12 protein-coding genes are annotated in these 15,243 nt (G+C 60.2%); 3 read left to right on the top strand and 9 right to left on the bottom strand.

Annotated elements, in window-relative coordinates:
- Window positions 1-110: 110 nt before the first annotated feature.
- The 5 genes from DTW90_RS04950 to DTW90_RS04930 form a co-directional block, all read right to left on the bottom strand.
- On the bottom strand, window positions 111-2,675 hold the full coding sequence (locus tag DTW90_RS04950; protein ID WP_149336739.1) for a 5'-nucleotidase C-terminal domain-containing protein: 2,565 nt from the start codon (window positions 2,673-2,675) through the stop codon (window positions 111-113).
- A gap of 198 nt (window positions 2,676-2,873) precedes the next feature.
- Complete coding sequence (gene omp10 / locus DTW90_RS04945; RefSeq protein WP_132518163.1) at window positions 2,874-3,248, bottom strand: outer membrane lipoprotein Omp10; 375 nt, start codon at window positions 3,246-3,248, stop codon at window positions 2,874-2,876.
- 179 nt (window positions 3,249-3,427) lie between these two features.
- Entirely contained in the window at window positions 3,428-4,879 is a 1,452-nt protein-coding gene (locus DTW90_RS04940; protein WP_132518165.1) for a homospermidine synthase, read from the bottom strand.
- Window positions 4,880-5,023: 144 nt separating this feature from the next.
- Window positions 5,024-5,392 (bottom strand): nuclear transport factor 2 family protein, encoded by a 369-nt coding sequence (locus DTW90_RS04935; RefSeq protein WP_149336738.1) that lies wholly within the window; start codon window positions 5,390-5,392, stop codon window positions 5,024-5,026.
- A 3-nt stretch (window positions 5,393-5,395) separates the two neighbouring features.
- Entirely contained in the window at window positions 5,396-5,680 is a 285-nt protein-coding gene (locus tag DTW90_RS04930; protein ID WP_149336736.1) for a YciI family protein, read from the bottom strand.
- A gap of 138 nt (window positions 5,681-5,818) precedes the next feature.
- On the opposite strand from DTW90_RS04930, the gene DTW90_RS04925 reads away from it, so the two are divergent.
- Window positions 5,819-6,724, top strand: a complete 906-nt coding sequence (locus DTW90_RS04925) for a sensor domain-containing diguanylate cyclase (protein WP_149337054.1) — start codon at window positions 5,819-5,821, stop codon at window positions 6,722-6,724.
- Between the two features lie 16 nt (window positions 6,725-6,740).
- Here the strand turns inward: DTW90_RS04925 and DTW90_RS04920 are convergent, their stop codons facing one another.
- The 4 genes from DTW90_RS04920 to DTW90_RS04900 all read right to left on the bottom strand — a co-directional run bounded on the left by DTW90_RS04920 (window position 6,741) and on the right by DTW90_RS04900 (window position 11,158).
- Window positions 6,741-7,256 (bottom strand): hypothetical protein, encoded by a 516-nt coding sequence (locus tag DTW90_RS04920; RefSeq protein ID WP_149336734.1) that lies wholly within the window; start codon window positions 7,254-7,256, stop codon window positions 6,741-6,743.
- Complete coding sequence (locus DTW90_RS04915) at window positions 7,253-7,894, bottom strand: aminotransferase class IV family protein (RefSeq protein ID WP_149336732.1); 642 nt, start codon at window positions 7,892-7,894, stop codon at window positions 7,253-7,255. Before DTW90_RS04915 ends, DTW90_RS04920 begins: the two co-directional genes overlap by 4 nt.
- Window positions 7,879-9,039, bottom strand: a complete 1,161-nt coding sequence (locus tag DTW90_RS04910; RefSeq protein WP_149336731.1) for an aminodeoxychorismate synthase component I — start codon at window positions 9,037-9,039, stop codon at window positions 7,879-7,881. The genes DTW90_RS04915 and DTW90_RS04910 overlap by 16 nt, the downstream gene beginning before the upstream one ends.
- A 268-nt stretch (window positions 9,040-9,307) precedes the next feature.
- Entirely contained in the window at window positions 9,308-11,158 is a 1,851-nt protein-coding gene (locus DTW90_RS04900) for a M3 family oligoendopeptidase (protein WP_149336729.1), read from the bottom strand.
- A gap of 217 nt (window positions 11,159-11,375) precedes the next feature.
- Here DTW90_RS04900 and DTW90_RS04895 point away from each other — a divergent pair, with 217 nt between their 5' ends.
- Both DTW90_RS04895 and DTW90_RS04890 read left to right on the top strand, forming a co-directional pair.
- Window positions 11,376-12,956, top strand: a complete 1,581-nt coding sequence (locus DTW90_RS04895) for a sigma-54 dependent transcriptional regulator (RefSeq protein WP_149336727.1) — start codon at window positions 11,376-11,378, stop codon at window positions 12,954-12,956.
- Window positions 12,957-13,128: 172 nt separating this feature from the next.
- Window positions 13,129-15,147 carry a DUF882 domain-containing protein gene (locus DTW90_RS04890; protein ID WP_149336725.1) on the top strand — a complete coding sequence of 673 codons (2,019 nt, stop codon included), beginning with the start codon at window positions 13,129-13,131 and terminating at the stop codon, window positions 15,145-15,147.
- Window positions 15,148-15,243 lie beyond the last annotated feature (96 nt).

Below are 15,243 nucleotides of genomic sequence, written 5' to 3'. Positions count from 1 at the left end.
CGACCATTCTGCGTCGCGAGCGGCGAACGGTCGGCCTTTACTTAGAAACAAATGGCGGTCCGGGAAAGGCTCGACCCTATATCATGAGACCTTTTGTCCTGATTTCCGTTCTACTTGGTCGGAATGGTCAAGTCGTGGCCGACGGGTAGCCGGCGCGGATTGAGATTCTTGTTGGCCTCGACCAGCTTCCGCCAGAGTTCGGCATCGCCATAGTAATGCTTGGCGAGATCCCAAAGCGTGTCGCCGGCAACGACGACGTGGGTTGTGGGTGTCGTCGCTTGCTCCGTCGCCGGCGCTGGAGATGGTGCCGCGGCGGGCTCTGACGGGCTTGGCGCCGGAGCTGATGGCACAGGCGTGGATTCCGGTGCAGCAGGTGCCGGAGCGGGCTCGGTCGGTGATTCGGCAGCCGGCGCCGTCGGGGCTGGGGCTGCCGTTCCGGTGTCAGGAGCCGGCGTGGCGGGCGTTTCGGTGGTTGGAGCCGGTGCAGGTGCCGGGGTTGCCGCCGAAGCCGGTGCGGCCTCGGCCGGGGCTGGCTGGGTGGCTTGAGCCGTCGTATCGGCAGGAGCGACAGGTGCTGCCGAAGCCGCCGGCGCCGTTGCGGCAGCTGTATCGCTCGGGGCTGGCGCGGGGGCCGGGGTTGCCGGCGAGGCTGGTGCAGCCTCGGCGGGAGCCGGCTGGGTGGCCTGAGCCGTTCTATCGGGAGAGGCAGCAGGCGCTGTCGGATCCGATGGGGCGGGGGCTGCCGGTGCTGCCGGCGCGGGTGCAGCAGATGTACCGCTAGGGTCTGGCGCAGGGGCCGGTGTGGCAGGCAATGCGGGCGCAGGTGATGCTGGGGCCGGTGATGCAGGCTGGGCAGTCTGAGCGGTCCCGTCGGAGGAAGGAACAGGCGTTGCCGAAGCCGGAGGCGTCGGTGTTGCGGGCGCAGGAGCCGAACCGGGAGCAGGGGTGTCGGGAGCAGCAGCAGCCGGTGCGGCGGCATTTTCCGACGGGGCCGGCGCGGGCTTTTCGCCCGAAGGGGCGATCTGCTTCTCGGTCGGCTGCGTCGATTCCTGCTGCGGCGAACCGGTAGCTGCGACCTGGGTCACGCGGCCGTCGAGATATGGCTTGTAGGGATTGTGTGCGGCGAGATAGTCGGCCACCACCTGTTCCAGGTTGGGGCCGAAGTCATAGGCATTCTTTCCGTCCTTGGCGAAGACCGTGTAACCGTCGCCGCCAGCGCGCATGTAATTGTTGCTGACGACTCCGTATGTCTTGTTCTGGTCGAGGGGCGCGAAATTGTCGCCTTCCTTGACTTCAACCGACGTGACGCGGCTGCCAGCCGGCTTCGATTTGTCGAAGCTGTACTTGATGCCCGACACCTGGGGGAAGCGTCCGGCACCATCATCGATCTGGCTGAGGCCGTTTTCAAGCGCGGCAATCACATCGGCGCCGGTCAGCTGGAAGGTCGAAATCGTGTTCTGGAAGGGCAGGACGGTGAGCACATCGCCCATGGTAACATTGGGGCCGCCGATCGAGGCGCGCAGACCGCCGCCGTTCTGGATGGCAATGCTGATCCCCTGCGCCTTGGTACTGTCGAGCATGGCGTCGGCGACGAGGTTGCCCATCGAGCATTCCTTGGCGCGGCAGACTTCACGCGAGCCTTCGATCGGGCCTTCGGTTGAGCCAATCACCTTCTGGCGCAGCTCTTCGATCGGCTTCGCCATCTCCCTGACGCGCGCGACGATTGCCGGATCTTGGGGAACAGACGAATCAAGCAGGATCGGATCGCCCTTGGCCTCCTTGACGACGCCATTGTCATCGAAGGTGACGACGATGTCGCCCAGATATTTGCCATAGGAGGCGGCGGTCACGACAGGTACTTTATAGCCGCCGGGATTGTCGACCATGGTCGGATATGGGCCGGCAGCCTTCGGATCGGTGTTCGACAGAAGCGTATGCGAGTGGCCGCCGACGACCACATCGACACCGGGGATCTTGGCGATCTGGTCAAGGTCGCGCGGGTAGCCGACATGGGTGAGCGCGATGATCTTGTTGACGCCCTGCGCCTTGAGCATGTCGACTTCGGCGTTGATGGCCTGCGCGTCGTCGGTGATCTTGATATGCGGACCTGGGGAGGCGAGCTCCGGCGTGTCGTTCGCCACGGCGCCGACGATGCCGATCTTCTGGCCGCCGATATCGAGGACGATCGACTTCTTGATGCGGTCGCCAAGCTTCGATTGTGCGTCGGGAACGACATTGGCGCCGAGAACGGGGAACTGCACCTTGTCGAGGAATGGCGCCAGCGCCTCCTCGCCGTCGTCGAATTCATGGTTGCCGACGGTCATGGCGTCGAACTTCATGTCGTTCAGGAACTCGACTTCGGCTGCGCCCTTGTAGGTGGTGTAGAACAGCGATCCCTGGAAATTGTCGCCTGCATCCAGCAGGAGGACATTCTGGCCCTGAAGCGCCTGGCGGCGCTGGTCGATTTCCGTCTTCATCCGCGCCACGCCGCCGAAGCATTCCTTCTTGCTTTCCTCTTCCGCCGAGCAGGTGGCGTCGAAGCGATTGATCGGCTCGATGCGAGAATGAAGATCATTGATGTGCAGGATGTTGAGCTGGTAGTCGGCAAAAGCCGCACTGGTGCTGAGCGCCAAGGCTGAGACTGTCAGAAGTCCCATTCCCAAAAGCAGTTTCATCTTCTCACCCCTATTCTGGCGAAGGGCGAAACCTTCGCAACCCTCTCCCGCCTTGCGGGATCAGAAACTCTACGGGAGCACTCTATCGCGCTGGCAACTATAGAAAAAGCTGGCTTCTGCAGCTTCTTTTCCAAGAGGTATCACGCAAAAAAGCTCCCGCAAGGAGAGCTTTTCGCAATGGTTTGGAAAATGTTGGTATCAGCGACGTGCGAGCGAGAATTGGGCGCCGCTATCCGACGTGCAGTTCAACTGATTGGGGCCGACCAAGGCGCAGTTGACCTTGGACTGCGTCTTGCGCACGAGCGAGGTCATGTTGATTTCGACGAGGCCGGGCGACGTGCTTGTATAGGTGCCCGAGGCCAGAAGCTGGTTACTGTCTGTCGTGCGGGTGGTGAAGGCACCGGCCTGGAAGGTCGAAATGATGCCGTTCGGGTCGGCCCAGTTGCCCTCGACAGTCTTCGGAGCGGACGAAAGCGGCGTGGAAACATTCGTGGGCGTCGACGAGCCGAAGCTCATGCATGCTGACAGCGACGCGGCCACGAGAAGGAGGGCGAAGCTGGTTCTGATTTTCATTGTGTGTCTCCCGCAATGCTTTAGTTGGACTGTGCGCCGCAATATTTGCGAAAAACATGGCGCGCTGTCTGCCTGAAAGCAAGGCTTTGGGATGCATCGCTTGCGATTTATCCGACGAGCGTAGCAAAAATGCCCGCACCATCGGCGCGGGCATCTCGAGTTTCAAATATTAGGGCCGATCAGCGAACCAGGATATTCTTGAACTGCCAGGGATCCTTGGTGTCGATATCTTCCGGGAACAGGCCGGGGCGACCGTCGAGCGGCGTCCAATCGGTATAGTGGCCTTCGACCGGGCCGAGATAGGGCAGCTGTACTTCGAGGCAGCGCTTGTAATCGACCTCGTCGGCCTCGACGATGCCGGCCTTCGGATTTTCCAGAGCCCAGACCATGCCGGCGAGAACGGCAGAAGTCACCTGTAGGCCGGTCGCATTCTGGTAGGGAGCGATTCGGCGGGTTTCTTCCAGCGAAAGACGCGAGCCGAACCAGTAGGCATTCTTCTCATGGCCGTAGAGCAGGACGCCGAGTTCGTCGATGCCGTCCTCCAGCTCGTCCTCGTCGAGAACGTGGTGGACAGGCTGCGGATTGCCGCCATTGCCGAACATTTCGTGCAGCGAGAGCACGGCGTCGTTGGCCGGATGATAAGCGTAGTGGCAGGTTGGGCGGAAGGTGACTTCGCCGTCCTTGTCGCGCACCGTGAAGTAATCGGCGATCGAGATCGATTCGTTATGAGTGACCAGGAAGCCGTATTGCGGGCCGGGGGTCGGGCACCAGGTGCGGACGCGGGTATTGGCGCCGGGCTGCTCCAGGTAGATCGCGGCCTTGGAGCCCTTCTTATGCTTCTTGGCGTTCTTCGGCATCCATTCTTCATGGGTGCCCCAGCCGAGTTCGGCCGGCTGCATGCCTTCGGAGATGAAGCCTTCGACCGACCAGGTATTCCAGAAGACGTTGAGCGGCTTCGGGTGCTTGGTGCGTTGGGTGTCGCGCTCGGCAATGTGGACGCCCTTGACGCCGAGCTTCTTCATCAGCTTCGCCCAGCCTTCGCGGTCGTTCTGATCAGGCTCTTCGAACTTCAGACCGGTATCGCGCGCGAGGTTGACGAGCGCCTGCTTGACGAACCAGGAGACCATGCCCGGATTGGCGCCGCAGGTGGAAACGGCCGTGGCACCGCCCGGGTTCTTTTCCTTTTCCTTGCGCACGGTTTCGCGCAGAGCATAGTTCGTGCGGTCAGCATTCGACATGTTCTTGTCGAAGTAGAAGCCGAGCCAGGGCTCGACAACGGTGTCGATGTAGAGCACGTCATGCTTGCGGCAGAGCTTCATGATATCGAGCGAGCCGGTGTCGACCGAGAGATTGACGCAGAAACCCTGGCCTTCGCCTTCGGTCAGGAGCGGCTTCAAGAGCTCCTTGTAATTGTCCTTGGTGACATATTCCTTGATATGACGGACGCCGTGCTTCTTGAGGATCTCCATGTCGGAGGGCTCTTCGCGCGGGTCGATAACGACCATCCGGCTCTTGTCGAATTTAAAGTGGCGCTCAATCAGGGGCAGGGTGCCGCGGCCGATGGAGCCAAAGCCGATCATCACGATCGGACCGGTAATTTCGGCATATACCGGATAGTTCTCTTCCGTCATTCTTTTCTCCTTCGAAAGGCTGGAGCCATTCGTGTACGAAATTTAGGTGAAGTTTGCGCGAAACCGCGCGAGTATGTGCGGCTCTAAGCATAAATTTCTGTCACAATAAAGAGCCGGTGCATGATTGCAGGCAGTGGTGCGCCGCTAAGCCGCCAAAGTGCCTTGGTGAAACACCATGCGCCAGTTTCCGTCATCTTCCAAACGCCAGATTGAACTTCTCAACGTTTTTCGCTCGCTTCCATCTGAACGGGTGTGAACTGACTGGTAGGTCAGCAGTGCAACGCCTTCGGCGAGCAGCTTCAACTGAAAATCCGTTCCGCTGGTAACTCCTCTGTCGGGCTTCTCGCGTGGCAGTGCCTCCAGGGTCTGGTCAAAGTCCCAGAAACGGCCGGAACTGCCGATCTCGCGAAAGTCGGGCGACAGCAAGCCCGCTATCGCTTGGGCGGACGACCGGATGGTGGGATCGAAGAGCTTTTCCTCAAGCTGGCGAAGATGGGTGGCGAGATCGTTCATGGGTCAGCGCTTCAAGGCGTCGAGTCCGTCGACCACTGTTGTCACTGCGACTTCGGTGATTTCGTATTCGGCAATGCCGTGGATGGTGAAGGGATCGGCGGCGACATAGGCCTCGATCTCCGCGCGGTCTCCGACGGCCAGAATCACGCCGCCGGTGCGCGGCACCTTGCGGCCCGAGGCCAAAAACCAGCCCTTGGCATAGCCCTCCTTCACCCAGGCCATATGCGGCTCCATATGCTTGTCGGCTTCCTCGTTGGGCTTCACATAGGTAAGGGCGAGTATCTGCATCGAAATTCCTCTGGGAGAGATGGGGCGGCACATTTCGGCACAGATGAGTATCGTATCAAGTCACTGTCATCCATCATCTTTTCAGAACTTTGCATCATAGTGCCGCTGCTTGATCCCTAAGCCCCGGATTTGACCATGATGGACAATATATCCGAGCGGTTCGCCACGCTGCAGTGTGCGACTTCCGTTCTCATCGCACTCTATGACCAGGAAGACCGATTGCGCTATGCCAACGCGGCTTTCCGCTCGGCCTTTGCGCTGGATCCGGTGGAGACGCCTTTATGGGGTGATCTCATGCGGCGCAATACACTCGCTGGGAAGGGCACGATGATTCAAGCCGCGGATTTCGAAACATGGCTGGTGTCCGCGCAGTCGCGACGAGGCAAATTGCCGTTCAGGGCCTTCGAGACCGATCTTGCGGATGGGCGTTGGCTCTGGATGACAGAGACCGTTGAAGGGGACGGATGGATGTTGTGTATCGCGACCGACATTACCCACATCCGCGCGAGCGAAAGAGATCTGCGGCAGGACCGCGACTTTGCCCTCAAGGCTTCGCAAACCGATGAACTGACCAGCATCTCCAATCGCCGCTTCATGATGATGGCGCTTGAAGATCTGGTCTGCCGGCAGGTGGATGCCGAGACCGCACTTGGCTGTATCTGCATAATCGATCTTGATTTCTTCAAGCGGATCAACGACAGCTTCGGTCATCAGACCGGAGATGGTGTGCTCATCGATTTTGCGCGACGCGTGCATCCTCTCGTTCGTCGCCGCGACAGTTTCGGCCGCATCGGCGGCGAGGAATTCATGCTGATCCTGCCCGATACGACGCTTGCGCAGAGCGAGATGATCGTGGACCGGATTTTGCAATCGGTTCGCGGCGCGAGGCCAATCCAGGCGATGCCGGGCTTTTCCTATACCTGCTCGGCTGGCCTCGTCGAACTCCGTCCAGGCGAGACGGCGCGAGAAATCTATTCACGCGCCGATGCTGCGCTCTACATGGCCAAGCACACCGGCCGCGACCGATTGAAGATCGTCGCTTAGGACGTGCGACCAATCACTATTCCGTTGAACCGGTCGAACGTTTGGGACGGATGAGACCTGACGCATCGCGTACCATCACGCGCCGACCTGGAACACCTAGGTACTCGTCGACTGAGCAACGTCCGGCTTGATCCTGCACAGTTACAACAAACCGTGGTCCATATCGTTCTACGGAGTAGCGTGCCGTTAGCTCACGAAATGCACTGATATCGGTGCCATGTCGCTGACAGAGATCGCAAAGGGCCTTTGCATAGAGAGCGATCGCTTTTGCGAGCGATTCTGACGTGGATCCGCCGGAAGTCGTGCCGTTGAGAAAATCGACGAGTATGTATCTTTCGGGACTTCTTGCAGCCTCTCCGAATATGTCCGTGGCATAAACGCCGATCAGCAGACCAACCCCGCTTGCCAGAGAGTCGGATATGTTATGGCCAATCGATCTGAGTTTGCCGATTTTCACATCAACACCTAGGAACACAAAGATATAAATGAAGGGCGTCTTGATTGCTTGGTATTGCTTGATCGCCGACGTCAAGGATTTACGATTTTTGCCGCGATCAGTCCGCGCAACGAATTCCCGACAAAGAGTTGGGCGTTCGCCAGATCATCCCTTGATATGCGGCCGACACGGGCCTTGCGCTGGCATATGAGTTCGGTGCGCAGCACGCCGGCGATCAGTCCGCAGGCGATCGGCGGGGTGCGAAGGATGCCCGAGCCGTCATCAAGAAAGACAGAGGTGATGGTGCCTTCGCAGACGTCGCCGCGCTCGTTCAGCAGGATGACTTCGTCTGCCTGCTCAGCAGAGTATTCCGCGCGGGCAGCCTCATAGATGCCGCGGCGTGTCGTCTTAACCCTGAGAAGCTTGTCATTCGAATCAAGCCTCGTCCTTGCGACACGGACAGTCCATACAGTATCAAATGCAAGCGGTGCGAAGGGGGCAGTCGTCACCTCGATCCGGCCCCTTGAATCGAAGGTGAGCCGAACACGCAGAGGGGCGGCACTGCCGACCACTGCTTCCTGAAGCTTTGCCACTGCTTCGCTTGGCTTGGGAAAATCGAGCCGGCGGGCTGACCGTTCCAGTCGCGCGAGATGCAGGCGCAGGCGGACGAAGCCCTGTTCCGGCTCGTAGCGAAGCGTTTCGATCAGCGAGATGTTCTCTAGCGCTCGATCCATCGGTCCCCCACTGCAAAGCGCGCTTTCAGCAGGCATTCCTCGTATTCCGCTTCCGCGGTCGAATCAAAGACGATGCCGCCGCCGACGTTGAAGACGGCACGGCCATCTTCGAACAGGCTGATGGTGCGGATGGCGACGGAGAAGCGCATGGCGCCGTCAGGTGAGATCATGCCGATCGCGCCGCAATAGGCGTCGCGCGGGTCGGTCTCCAGGTCATGCAATATTTCCATTGCCCGCATCTTCGGGGCGCCCGTTATCGAGCCGCAGGGGAAGAGAGCGGCGAAAATCTCGGCGATGGAAAGATCCGGCTTCAGCTTCGCCTGTACATGGCTCACCATCTGATGGACGGTCGGATAGGTCTCGACATCGAAGAGTTTTGGAACGTCGAGCGTGCCGACTTCTGATATCCGCGAGATGTCGTTGCGCAGCAGGTCGACGATCATCCGGTTTTCGGCCTGCGTCTTCTCGTCGGCGAGCATGGCGGCGACGATCTCCGCGTCTTCGGCCGGGCTATTGCCACGCTTTGCGGTTCCCTTCATCGGATGCGTTTCGATCCAGCCGTCCCGGTCGGTGCGGAAGAACAGTTCCGGCGAGCGGGAGAGGATGATCGGGCCGCCGAGATCGGCAAGTGCACCGTATTTGACCGGCTGGCGATCGATCAGTGACCAGAAGGCGGCGCGCGGATCGCCGTCCCAGCGGGCGGTGATCGGCATGGTGAGGTTCGCCTGATAGCAATCTCCCTGGCGCAGATGCCAGTGCAGGCGGTCGAAGCGCTCTTTATATGCTGCGAAGTTCCATCCGGCTTGGGGGGCGGACAGGAATTCCGTGTTTTCTGTTCGTTGTTTCGGTTGGGCAAGCGGATGGCCTGCCTGTTGAGGCGCATCGAAGATGCCGAAGCAGAGGAGGGGCGTTTCCCTATTGTCCGGCGTGAAGGGCGCAAGCTTCTGCTCGAAGGCGTAGCCTGCCTCGTAGGAAAGATAGCCGGCGAGCCATTTGCCGGCGTCATGCGCCTGTTGCAGCCGCTCGAAGGCGGGCAGGATATCGGTGGCGCTGCGGACGACGACCATATCCGACGGCTCGGCGAAAAGCATGGTTTCGCCGGTCGTGTCGTCGCGGAAGAGAATGGAGCGCGTCGAGCGTGTCATGGCTTGATGCGTTTATCAGGTGACGTGGCTGCGGCAAGCGTTGTTTTGCGACTTTGACGTGATGCCGTGCGGCTAGCCCCCTCTGCCCTGCCGGGCATCTCCCCCACAGGTGGGGAGATCGGCTGGGCGCACCAACGTCGCCAAACGATTAACCTGGCAACACGGCGAAGCGTTTGAGTGGCGCGAAGTCAAAGCCGCTTGTGATCTCCCCCCTTGTGGGGGAGATGCCCGGCAGGACAGAGGGAGTGCCCAGCACGCGGCGCAGCGCTTACCCCCGATCCAACGCCTCAAGCTCATCGATCAAGCCTTCGATCATCGACAGACCCTTGCTCCAGAAGGACGGATCCGTCGCATCAAGCCCGAACGGCTTCAGGAGTTCGGAATGGTGCTTGGTTCCGCCGGCTTTGAGGAGCTCGAAATACTTGTCCTGGAAGCCCTGTTCGGCGTTCTGGTAGACAGCGTAGAGCGAGTTCACTAGGCAGTCGCCGAAGGCATAAGCGTAGACATAGAAAGGCGAGTGGATGAAGTGCGGGATATAGGTCCAGTAGGTCTCGTAGCCTTCCGAAATCTTGATCGCAGGTCCGAGGCTTTCCGACTGCACCGATAGCCAGAGTTCGCCGATATCGTCCGCCGTCAGCTCGCCGGCTTTCCTAGCGGTGTGGACCTTACGCTCGAATTCGTAGAAGGCGATCTGGCGCACGACGGTGTTGATCATGTCCTCGACCTTTTGGGCGAGCATCGCCTTGCGCTCGCGCTTATCAGTGGTCTTGTCGAGCAGCGCGCGGAAAGTCAGCATCTCGCCGAAGACGGAAGCGGTTTCGGCAAGCGTCAGCGGCGTCTGGCACATCAGCGCGCCCTGGCCGCCGGCCAGCACCTGATGGACGCCGTGGCCGAGCTCGTGGGCGAGCGTCATCACGTCGCGCGGCTTGCCGAGATAGTTGACGAGTACATAGGGGTGCGCGGAGGGAACGGTCGGATGGGCAAAGGCGCCGGGCGCCTTGCCGGGTCTGACCGGCGCGTCGATCCATTGCTCATCGAAGAAGCGCTTGGCGATCGAAGCCATTTCGGGGGCGAAATCCCCATAGGCCGAAAGAACCGTTTCCTTTGCCTCGCTCCAGGGGATGAGGGCATTCGGCGTTTCCGGGAGCGGCGCATTGCGGTCCCAGAAATTCATCTGCTCCATGCCGAGCCACTTCGCCTTCATCTTATAATAGCGATGCGACAGGCGCGGATAGGCGTCGCGGACGGCAGCGGCAAGCGCATCGACCACGTCGCGCTCGACGCGGTTGGCCAGGTGCCTGCTGTCGGCGATATCCTCGAAACCGCGCCAGCGATCGGCGATGTCCTTATCCTTGGCGAGCGTGTTGGTGATCAGAGTGAAGACACGCAGGTTCGCCTTGAAGGTTTCTGCAAGCGCCATCGCCGCCTTCTTGCGCGTTTCAGGCTCGGGGTCCTGAAGCAGGTTCAGCGTGACTTCCAACGGCAGTTTCTCGCCGTCGATCTCGAAACGGAGATCGGCCATCGTCTCGTCGAAGAGCCGGTTGAAGGCGGCGGCCGAGGTCATCGACTTTTCGAGAAACAGCTGCTCGAGCTTGTCATCAAGCTGGTAGGGCTTGTCTTTTCTCAGATCGACGATCCAGGGACGGTAATGGCCGGCAGCCGGATCATTGACCATGCAGGCGTCCATGACGGCGTCTTCGATGCGGTTGAGTTCCAGAGGGAAGAACAGGAGGTGCGCCGCATATTCGGTCAGCTTCGTCTGGACGTCGCCATAGAGTTTGCCATTGGCCGGATCGGTGGTGTTGGAAAAATAGGTGAGGCCGGCAAAGGAGCCGAGGCGGCCCATGACATCGTCCAGGGCCTCATATTCCTTGAGGGCTGCGCCGATACCCTCATCGCCGCTCTTCATCGCTGCCGTTGCGAGCTTGCCTTTCCATTTTTCCTCGAAGGCGATCGATGCCTTGCCTGCCTTTTCCATATCGCTGACGAAAGCGGTCGATGTGGCCGAAGGATAGAGATCCTGCAATTTCCAGGTCGGCAGGTCGCCGAGCTCGGCCGAACCGGCTGCGGAAGGATCGGCTGAAAGGTTAAGGGCGGAGCGGAAGGAATGGGGACTCATGAGCATTGTTCCTCTGCTTTTCTTTATCTGGCACGGTCCATACCGTGTCTATTGCGCCCTGAAGGCCACCGCAAGCCTTGATTTTCGGGCAGAAAGCGTCGGTCTGGAACGATTTCGACGTTTGTTGCGATGCTTAAAATGCAATTGTTTCTCAAAACTGGATGTTCAAGCCTTTCTGTCAGAGTCCCCGCCAGGTTTCGCATGAGGTGAGGCACCAATGACCGCATATAACGACGCCAAGGGGGGCGCGCAGATTCTTGTTGTAGAGGATGATCCTGTACAGCGGCGTCTGCTCAAGAATGCCGTGGAGCGATATGGATATATCGCCCATATGGCAGAGAACGGCCGGCTCGGCCTGGAAATCTTGAAGCGCAACAGCGGCCAAATCAATGTGATCGTACTCGATCTCATGATGCCGGAGATGAACGGCCTGGAGTTTCTCGGCGCCCTGCACGAGATGGGAACGGATATTCCCGTCATCGTGCAGACGGGGCAGGGGGGCATCGAGACCGTGGTGCAGGCCATGCGGGCCGGCGCCTTCGATTTCGTGGTCAAGCCGGTATCGCCGGAACGGATCGCGAGTTCGATCTCCAATGCGCTGAAGCTCGACCAGCGCGAGGCAAAGGCCCGTGCGGGACGCAAGTCGCGTTCGGGGGCCATCAGCTTCGAGGATATCGTATCCGCCAGCCCGGCGATGATGCGGGTCATCGATCTGGCCCAGCGCGCTGCGCAATCCACGATCCCTGTCGTACTCGAAGGTGAATCCGGCGTCGGCAAGGAGCTGGTGGCACGCGCCATCCAGGCCGGCAGCGATCGCTCGGGCAAACCGTTCGTGACGGTCAATTGCGGTGCCATTCCGCATAATCTCGTCGAGAGCATTCTCTTCGGCCACGAGAAGGGCGCGTTTACCGGCGCGACCGAGCGTCACATCGGCAAGTTCATGGAAGCCGATGGCGGCACGCTCTTCCTCGACGAGGTCGGCGACCTGCCGCTCGAGGTCCAGGTCAAGCTGCTGCGCGCCGTACAGCAGGGCGAGATCGAAACGGTCGGCGCTCGCCAGCCGCACAAGGTCAATGTCCGGCTGATCTCGGCCACCAACAAGGACCTCATAGAAGAAGTGAAGGCCGGCCGGTTCCGCGAGGATCTGTATTACCGCCTGAACGTCTTCCCGATTACCATGCCGGCGTTGCGTCGCCGCAAGGAAGACATTCCGCATCTCGTCCGGGTCTTTGCCGAGCGGTTTGCGCATGAGCAGAAGATCGGCCATTCGATCGGCGTCAGCGCCGGCGCGCTTGCGCTGCTGACCGCCTATGACTGGCCGGGCAATATCCGCCAGCTGGAAAACGCGATCTTCCGCGCCGTGGTGCTTGCACAGGGTCCGGAACTCGTGGAAGCCGATTTCCCGCAGATCGCAGCACAGCTGCCCGGATACCTGACTTCGGAGCATCTGACGATTGTTGCAGATGGCCGCCGTCCCTCGCTTGTCGAGACGGTTCCTGCTCCGATCGATGGCCACGAAGGGGGTGTTGAACCGGTCCATGCACCGATGTCGCATGTCTCGCCAGCAGAGGCCGTCGATCTCTTCACGCCGGACAATGTGATCGTCAGCACAGGTCCCTCGGGCGACGTGCGCAAGCTTGCCGACGTGGAAGAAGAGCTCATTCGATTCGCGCTGAAATTCTACCGCGGGCAGATGAGCCAGGTGGCGCGCAAGCTCGGGATTGGCCGATCAACCCTCTATCGAAAGTTGAAGGACTACGGGATAGACCCGGATGACCCGCAAAAACACGCCGCATGACGGATTTTTTAATGATTAGACAAGCATAATTTGTTACCCGTCGTAAATGTCTTGTTAGTGGATCGTTCACTATGTAAAGAAGAGGTTGATCAGCTGTGGCATTTTTGCCATCGTGTGACCGCAATTGACAGCCATTTGATCGTGATACGACGTCTGTCGGACGGGGACCGATTTGCCTAGTTTGAATGGAAATACCAAGCGCGAAGGCTTGAGCATATTTTCCGTGTGCTCTGCGATAAGCCGCAAGGTGGCCAAGGCAGTTGCTGTGGTCCTCCTTGCCGCAGCCGTTTCCACTCCCGTATTCGTCAGTACGCCTACGCAGGCGACTGGCGATACGCGCAGTCTCAAGATCTATTACGTCCATACCGGCGAAAAGGCGGTCATCACCTACAAGCGGAACGGCAAGTTCGACCCGCGTGGCCTGGAGCAGCTGAACCGAATCCTGCGTGACTGGCGCAAGAATCAGCCGACCAAGATGAACCCCCGCCTGTTCGATCTGATCTGGGAAGTCTACCGCGAGAGCGGCTCGCATGAATTCATCTACGTGATCTGCGGCTTCCGTTCGCCGGAAACCAACGAGATGCTGCGCACCCGCACGTCCCATACCGGCGTTGCGAAGAAGAGCCAGCATATGCTCGGCAACGCGATGGATTTCTATATACCCGATGTCAAGCTCTCCAAGCTTCGCGAAATCGGCATGAAGCAGCAAGAGGGCGGCGTCGGCTTCTATCCGACTTCGGGCTCGCCTTTCGTGCATATGGACGTCGGCGGCGTGCGCGCATGGCCGCGTATGGATCGCCAGGATCTCGTCCGTCTCTTCCCCGATGGCAAGACGATGCATATTCCGGCCGACGGCAAGCCGCTGCCGGGCTATCAGGAGGCCGTCGCCGATTACAAGCGCCGTCTCGCCGGCGAAGATATCCAGATGGCCAGTGCTTCGCCGAAGCATCGCGGCTTCTTCGCCATGCTGTTTGGCGGTGGCGGTGCTGACGAGGACGAGGATAATTCCGATACCGAATCGGATACCGCAACTCCTGACAAGGCTGCCCCTGTCGCGGTCGCCTCCAATCAGGCGCAGTCTGACGATGACGATTCAGGCGCGCCCGCTGCTGCCGCTCCGGCTGCTGCGCAGGTCGCAAGCGTGAACGCGCCCATTCCGCAGGTTCGTCCGGCCTTCGGCGATGCGCCTGGCGGCAGCGAAGTAGCCTCCGCACTGGTTTCGCCTTCGCAGGGCAATGCCGCCCAGGATGCGCTCAATGCTGCCTTGCCTGCCAATGGCCAGCAGCAATCTGCCGATCTCAGCGCCTATAACGTTCCGGTGCCCTCGCTGCTTGAAAACCGGCGCTCGCCCGGGGATGCCGGAGTCGCCTCTGGCGATCCCGAAATCGCGTCGGTCGATCCTGACATGAGTGGAGAGCGGCTCACCGGCGTTCCGGTTCCGGCCGAGCGTCCTGCCGTCGCCGAGAACCTTCTTGCATCGACTGATGCCGATCCCGACGCACAGGACGATGCAGCCGACGAGGGCACGCTGTCTCCCGCAGTCGTAGCTGCGCTTGAGCAGCGTCGCGCCGATGAGAACCTTCAGAACACGGTGTCCGCGCCTGCGGTTCCGGTCAATACTGCTCCGGCGGTCGCTTCCAACCCTGCTCCGACGGTTGCTTCCAATTCGGTGCCCGTGCCGGTTCCGCCGCCTGGACAGATGCCTGTGAACGCCTTGCAGGCCATCAACGCGGCAATGCCTAAGAAGGTGCCTACGCCGCGTCCTCCGGTGCAGATGGCAGCGCTTGCGCCTGTCAGCGTCAGCGGCACTGCTCGTTTTGGCGATGCGTTCGAGGTGCAGCCGCAATCCTCTGCACTGCAGGGTAATCCGATCGCGGCAGGTCTTCCCGTCAAGGGCGGTCGTCCCGGCAAGCAGGATGCAGATGTTGCGAGCGCAAGCCACGCCGCCGTCCGCACCGAGCCTAAGCTGACCGAAAAGATGATCTCGCAATGGGCGCTGACCAATTCCCGCCTGGAGGTCAGCAACCGACCCGTCAAGGCGCCGCGCTTCGTCAGCCAGACGCTCCGCGCCCAGCCGGTCGCGGTCTATACACAGGGCTTCAAGGTGCAGACCGCGTCGATCGATCCGGGTCGCTTCAGCGGCACCGCCGTGAATTTCCTGGAAGTCAAGAAGTTCAATTCGGTCCAGTAATCGTAGGGTTCATTCCAAAAGAAAACCGCCGGAGCGATCCGGCGGTTTTTCGTTTCTGCGTCAAATCAAAGAGACAGAGCGCTTCCGCGATTTCAA

Source organism: Neorhizobium sp. P12A (assembly GCF_008365395.1).
In the GTDB taxonomy this organism is placed as follows: domain Bacteria; phylum Pseudomonadota; class Alphaproteobacteria; order Rhizobiales; family Rhizobiaceae; genus Rhizobium.
Note: the sequence above shows the minus strand (reverse complement) of the source record. Positions and strands in the feature narration are given on the sequence as shown.

Bases quoted from the DNA above. Each gene is read 5' to 3' on its own strand.
- DTW90_RS04915 (WP_149336732.1), bottom strand. From the start codon at position 7,894: ATGGATCGAGCGCTAGAGAACATCTCGCTGATCGAAACGCTTCGCTAC.
- DTW90_RS04940 (WP_132518165.1), bottom strand. From the start codon at position 4,879: ATGACGGAAGAGAACTATCCGGTATATGCCGAAATTACCGGTCCGATC.
- DTW90_RS04900 (WP_149336729.1), bottom strand. From the start codon at position 11,158: ATGAGTCCCCATTCCTTCCGCTCCGCCCTTAACCTTTCAGCCGATCCT.
- DTW90_RS04895 (WP_149336727.1), top strand. From the start codon at position 11,376: ATGACCGCATATAACGACGCCAAGGGGGGCGCGCAGATTCTTGTTGTA.
- DTW90_RS04910 (WP_149336731.1), bottom strand. From the start codon at position 9,039: ATGACACGCTCGACGCGCTCCATTCTCTTCCGCGACGACACGACCGGC.
- DTW90_RS04935 (WP_149336738.1), bottom strand. From the start codon at position 5,392: ATGAACGATCTCGCCACCCATCTTCGCCAGCTTGAGGAAAAGCTCTTC.
- omp10 (WP_132518163.1), bottom strand. From the start codon at position 3,248: ATGAAAATCAGAACCAGCTTCGCCCTCCTTCTCGTGGCCGCGTCGCTG.
- DTW90_RS04930 (WP_149336736.1), bottom strand. From the start codon at position 5,680: ATGCAGATACTCGCCCTTACCTATGTGAAGCCCAACGAGGAAGCCGAC.
- DTW90_RS04950 (WP_149336739.1), bottom strand. From the start codon at position 2,675: ATGAAACTGCTTTTGGGAATGGGACTTCTGACAGTCTCAGCCTTGGCG.
- DTW90_RS04925 (WP_149337054.1), top strand. From the start codon at position 5,819: ATGGACAATATATCCGAGCGGTTCGCCACGCTGCAGTGTGCGACTTCC.